The sequence below is a fragment of the Sneathiella sp. genome (assembly GCF_029233945.1).
Classification (GTDB): domain Bacteria; phylum Pseudomonadota; class Alphaproteobacteria; order Sneathiellales; family Sneathiellaceae; genus Sneathiella.
Map to the genome: position 1 here is coordinate 1 of NZ_JARGOQ010000093.1, position 5,155 is coordinate 5,155.

Sequence of the window (5,155 nt, forward strand, 5' to 3'; positions counted from 1 at the left end):
GACTGGCCCTAGCCTGCTTCTCATGGAACAAAGATATCACATCAGACCCTTGGTAATTGTGGTGGGACGCCCGCGCATGGACCGGTAACGGACGCCAGACCGTTTCCCCATGCGCCCCCGTTTTTAATCGGGGGCTTTTTTTTGCGAAAAATAAAAACGAGAATAGATATGCCCTTCGCCGCCACGACCCCGCCCCGGACCCTTTCGCTGGTTGTTTTTACCGCGCTCGCGACGTTATCGCTCAACATGTTTGTGCCGTCCCTTGCCAATATGGCCCTCGATTTCGAGGCGGACTACGCGCTTCTGGCGCTGGCCATTGCGGGATATCTCGCGGTAACGGCCGTATTGATGCTCATCCTCGGGCCCCTTTCCGATCGATACGGGCGGCGGCCCATCCTGCTCGTCGCGTTCAGCATTTTCACCGTCGCCTCGATCGTCTGCGCGGTCACGACGAATGTCTGGGTGTTCCTTCTTTTCCGGGTCTTTCAGGGCGCTGCCATTGCGGGCTGGGGTATCTCGCTTGCCGTCGTGCGCGACACCTCCGCGCCGCAGGATGCCGCAAAGCGCATCAGTCTTATCACCATGGCGATGTCGGTTGCGCCGATGCTGGGGCCGATGGTCGGCGGCGGACTGGATGAACTGTTCGGATGGCGCGCGAGTTTTGTCGCCTATGCCCTGTTCGGCGCGGGCGCGCTCCTTCTGTGCTGGGTGGACATGGGGGAGACCAATAAAAACCGCAGCGAGAATTTCTCCCAGCAATTCAGAAGCTATCCCGACCTGCTGAAAAACGGACGGTATTGGGATTATACCATCTGCATGGCCTTCTCCACCGGCTGTTTCTATATCTTTATTACCGGCGCGCCCGTGGTGGCGATGACGCTGCTCGGCCTCTCGCCTGCCATGCTCGGGGTTTATATGGGGACGATTACCGTCGGCTTCACCTTCAGCACCTTTCTTTCAAGCCGCCTTACCCAGCACGTTTCGCTGACCAACCTGATCCTCGCCGGTCGGGTGATTGCCGTCGCCGGACCGCTGATCAGCCTCGTCTTCTTTCTGACCGGGATGGGGAATGCCTATGCGCTTTTCGGGCCGCTGATACTGATCGGTGTTGGCAACGGCCTCACCATGCCGAGCGCCAATACCGGCGCGCTCTCGGTCCGGCCGGATCTTGCGGGTTCCGCGCTTGGCCTTGCGGGCGCGCTCACGGTGGGCGGCGGCGCGGCACTGACCACGATCACCGGCGCGCTGGTCTCTGCGGAAAGCGGGGCGGTGCCACTTCTTGCCATCCTGCTTGCCGCCACGCTGATCTCCCTCGCCGCCGCCCTGCATTTGAAATGGCTCACCCATCGGGGCGACCATGGCGGATGATCGTTAGCAACTGTGGAGGAGAGGATTGCCCTACGCGCAATGGGGAGGCACAGTCGTACGATATGACGCAAATGGAAACAAACGGACCCTTCGCCTCACGACACTCTCCCCGGCAGCCCCTCTATTCCATAAAACCGGCTTTTCTCATCCCGCCGAGCAGATGATCGAGATCGGCCGATCGCCGAAACGGCAGGTTTTCGCCAAGAGAGCCAAGGCGTGCGTCCGGGATAATCGCGTATGTCGCCGCGACGGCCGCCCCTGCCTCGTCGTTCCTGCCCAACATAGCAAGGCTTGCCGCAAGGCACATGGGCGGGTGCGGCGAGGCCGGATTAAGGTCCGCCGCCCGTCTCGTGAAGTTCGCAGCTTCCTCGTAGCGGCTCATGAGAAAATAAGCCTGACCGCGATACAGCGGATAATAGAACGGGTAAACCGGATTGAGGCGCGACGCGATGTCGATCAAGTCATGGACTTTCTCCGGATCGCCGTTAAACACATAGGCTCCGGCGAGGTTGGCATAGGCTTCGGCGCTGTTCGGCTCCAGCTCGATCCAACGCATAAAGGCCGCAATCGCCTCGTCGTGACGTCCGGTGAACAGATAGGCACTGCCAAGCGCCTCATAGACAAGCGGCAGGTCCGGGTTGAGGCTCGCGGCCTTTAACGCATACTCAATAGTCTTGTCGATGGCCCCTGCCTCCCCGAGGAACCATTCGTGCCGGCACACCTCCGCAAGGCCCGCATAAGGCGCGGCGTAGGCCGGATCAATCCTGGCGGCCTCCTCATAAAGCGCGCGGGCATTTGCCAGCCCCTCTTTTGTAAAGAGCCGGTACTGCTCTCGCCCGCGGAGTACGCAGTCGTAAGCCTCGGGAACAGCCGTTTCCGCTCGCTCGGGCAATTCCTCCGCACCGACGAGGCTGACCTTCAGGGCCTTTACGATCTTGTCCGTCACATCGTCCTGAACATCGAAAATATCGGCAAGATCGCGATCATACCGCTCTGCCCAGGCATGTCCGCCGCTCTTTCCGTTAATAAGCTGCGCCGTAATCCGCAGGCGATCGCCCGCCTTTCTTACGCTGCCCTCAAGTACGAAATGCACGCCAAGTTCCTTTGCCACTGACGGAATATCATGGCTTTTTCCCTTGAAGGTGAAGGTCGTGTTGCGGGCGATGACGAAAAGGTGCTCTATCCGGGCGAGTTCGGTGATAATATCCTCGCTAATCCCGTCCGCAAAATATTCCTGTTCCGGATCGCCTGACATATTGGTAAAGGGCAGCACCGCAATGGAGGGTTTTTCGGGAAGAACGGGAGCTTCTGCCTGTTCGTTAAACGCCGCATCCATCTTCTTCCAGCGCCAGACCTGAACGGGCCGGGCAATATTCTTGAGCGTTTGCACGCCGCCATCCGCGAATATTGACGCAGCCTTGCCATCGAGACTGTTTCTTGTGCTGTCGGAGATCAACACACCCCCGGGATCGGCCAATGCTTCCAGCCGCGCCGCAATATTGACGCCGTCCCCGTAAATATCCTCTTCCTCAAAAATTACCTCGCCGATATGAATGCCGATCCTGAGGCGGAGGAGGTCGTGACCCTTGAGGCGTTCCTGCACACGCAACGCGCAGTCAACCGCATCCGAAACGCTGGTAAACTCGACCAGCCAGCCGTCCCCCATCCGCTTGATGATTGTGCCGCGATGACCGGCCACCACGGGCTCGAACACCGTTTTTCGCATCTCGCGAAGAGCGCCGAGCGTGCCTGTCTGATCCGCGCCCATCAAGCGGGAGTAATTGACCACATCGGCAGCAAGAATGGCACTTAGGCGGCGTTGCACGTTTTTTTTGTCTCCCTAACTTGTTGAGTGTACCAAAAAAATGGAAAATAAACAGGCTCTCGCCTACATTTAGGAAAATCATATTGAGGGAGAGACTTATGACATCGACAAAAGTGGCACTCATCACGGCGGGCGGCAGCGGCATGGGCGCGGATGCTGCGCGCAAACTCGCAAGCGACGGCTACAAGGTGGCCATTCTTTCCTCTTCCGGTAAGGGAGAAGCGCTGGCAAAAGAACTTGGCGGCGTTGGTATCACCGGCTCCAATCTGGAGACAGCAGACCTGCAAAAGCTTGTCGATCTGGCGATGGAGACATGGGGCCGCATCGATGTGCTGGTGAATTCCGCCGGGCATGGGCCGAAGGGCGATGTGCTGGAGATCAGCGATGACGACTGGCACAAGGGCATGGAGGTGTATCTTCTCAACGTGATCCGCCCGACGCGGATGGTCGCCCCGATCATGGCCAAGCAGGGCGGCGGCGCGATCATCAATATCTCCACCTTCGCGGTGTTCGAACCCGACCCCCTGTTCCCGACGTCAGGCGTGTTCCGCGCGGGGCTTGCCTCCTTCACCAAGCTGTTCGCGGACAAATTCGCGGCCCAGAATGTACGCATGAACAATATCCTGCCGGGCTTTATCGACAGCCTGCCCGAGACCGAGGATCGCCGCGCCCGTATCCCCATGGGCCGCTATGGGAAAGCCGAGGAAGTCTCCGGCCTCGTGAGCTATCTCGCCTCCGACACCGCCGCCTATATTACAGGGCAGAATATCCGCATCGACGGGGGTGTGACACGGTCCGTCTGACGCGGCGGGATCGCCTAAAAAAAATCATCAAAATCGGGCCGGACAGCTCTAAAATATCGATGTATTTTGTAAAAATATGATATAATGCCCGCGTGGAAATGACCCCCGCCCGGGACACCCGGCGCCCCGCCTATTAAAGGTGAGCGCACAGGATCAGGGGACGCGCCGCCACTTCTCACAAATTTCGCCGTCCCCTTGCCGGATTGAGGCGGCGGAATGTCGGCCCGGACGCCCAGCAACCGTTCGACGTCGGCAAAAATATATCCGTGTACATTGCGACCAACTTCTCTTGAAAGGGAAAACAGATGTCCAAAGGCAACACCAAGCGCGGAAACAAGGAAATCAAGAAGCCGAAACAGGCGAAGGCCCCCGTTATGGCCACAGCCGGTTCCACAGCGGGCAAAGCAGCCCTGAATATCGGCCGTAAAGCCCCCAAGTAAGCAAATCGCGGCCTGAGCAATCAGGCCGCATTTTTCTAGCGCGCGATGGCACCGCTTTTCAGGTGCTTCTCGTCATACTCGAAAATAATCTCCGGATCGGGATGGGCGCGATGCTCGTCTTTATCCGGGCAGTCCACATGGGCCATGATATGGCGGATGACGTTGATCCGCGTCTGCTTTTTATTGTCCGCGCGGACCACATGCCAGGGCGTCACCGGATTATGGGTGCGGGCCAGCATCTCGTTGCGAGCAACGCTGTAATCCTCCCATTTCTCGATGGCGACCGCATCGATGGGGCTGATCTTCCAGGTCTTGAGCGGGTTCTGCCGCCGATCCTCCAGCCGCTCAATCTGCTCCGGCTTGGAGATATCGAGATAATATTTAAACAGCTGGATACCGCTTTTCACCAGCAAATGCTCGAACGGCAGGACGGAGCCCATGAAACTCTCATACTCCGTATCGGTGCAGAAACCCATCACCCGCTCCACCCCGGCGCGGTTGTACCAGCTGCGGTTAAAGAGGACCATTTCCTGCGCCGCCGGCAGATGCGCCGCGTAGCGCTGGAAATACCAGCTTGACTGCTCCCGGTCGGAGGGCTTGCCGAGGGCGACGACGCGGGTTTCGCGCGGGGAGAGATGCTCGGTGATGCGCTTGATCGTGCCGTCCTTGCCCGCCGCGTCCCGCCCCTCAAACAGGATCAGGATTTTCAGGTCATGCTT

Annotated in this window: 5 protein-coding genes; 3 read left to right on the forward strand and 2 right to left on the reverse strand. The window is 58.9% G+C overall.

Annotated elements, in window-relative coordinates:
• Positions 1 to 168: 168 nt before the first annotated feature.
• On the forward strand, positions 169 to 1,368 hold the full coding sequence (locus P1U71_RS17465; RefSeq protein WP_301106954.1) for a multidrug effflux MFS transporter: 1,200 nt from the start codon (positions 169 to 171) through the stop codon (positions 1,366 to 1,368).
• 121 nt (positions 1,369 to 1,489) lie between these two features.
• Here the strand turns inward: P1U71_RS17465 and P1U71_RS17470 are convergent, their stop codons facing one another.
• Complete coding sequence (locus P1U71_RS17470; protein ID WP_301106955.1) at positions 1,490 to 3,193, reverse strand: adenylate/guanylate cyclase domain-containing protein; 1,704 nt, start codon at positions 3,191 to 3,193, stop codon at positions 1,490 to 1,492.
• A 98-nt stretch (positions 3,194 to 3,291) separates the two neighbouring features.
• On the opposite strand from P1U71_RS17470, the gene P1U71_RS17475 reads away from it, so the two are divergent.
• Positions 3,292 to 3,996: an SDR family oxidoreductase gene (locus P1U71_RS17475; RefSeq protein ID WP_301106956.1), complete on the forward strand. Its 705-nt coding sequence runs from the start codon at positions 3,292 to 3,294 to the stop codon at positions 3,994 to 3,996.
• Positions 3,997 to 4,301: 305 nt separating this feature from the next.
• The gene (locus P1U71_RS17480; RefSeq protein WP_301106957.1) at positions 4,302 to 4,436 is read left to right on the forward strand and encodes a hypothetical protein; all 135 of its coding nucleotides are present in this window, start codon (positions 4,302 to 4,304) and stop codon (positions 4,434 to 4,436) included.
• 35 nt (positions 4,437 to 4,471) lie between these two features.
• On the opposite strand, the gene ppk2 is transcribed toward P1U71_RS17480, so the two are convergent.
• Positions 4,472 to 5,155: polyphosphate kinase 2 (ppk2, locus tag P1U71_RS17485; protein ID WP_301106958.1), on the reverse strand; the 684-nt coding region annotated here is incomplete at its 5' end.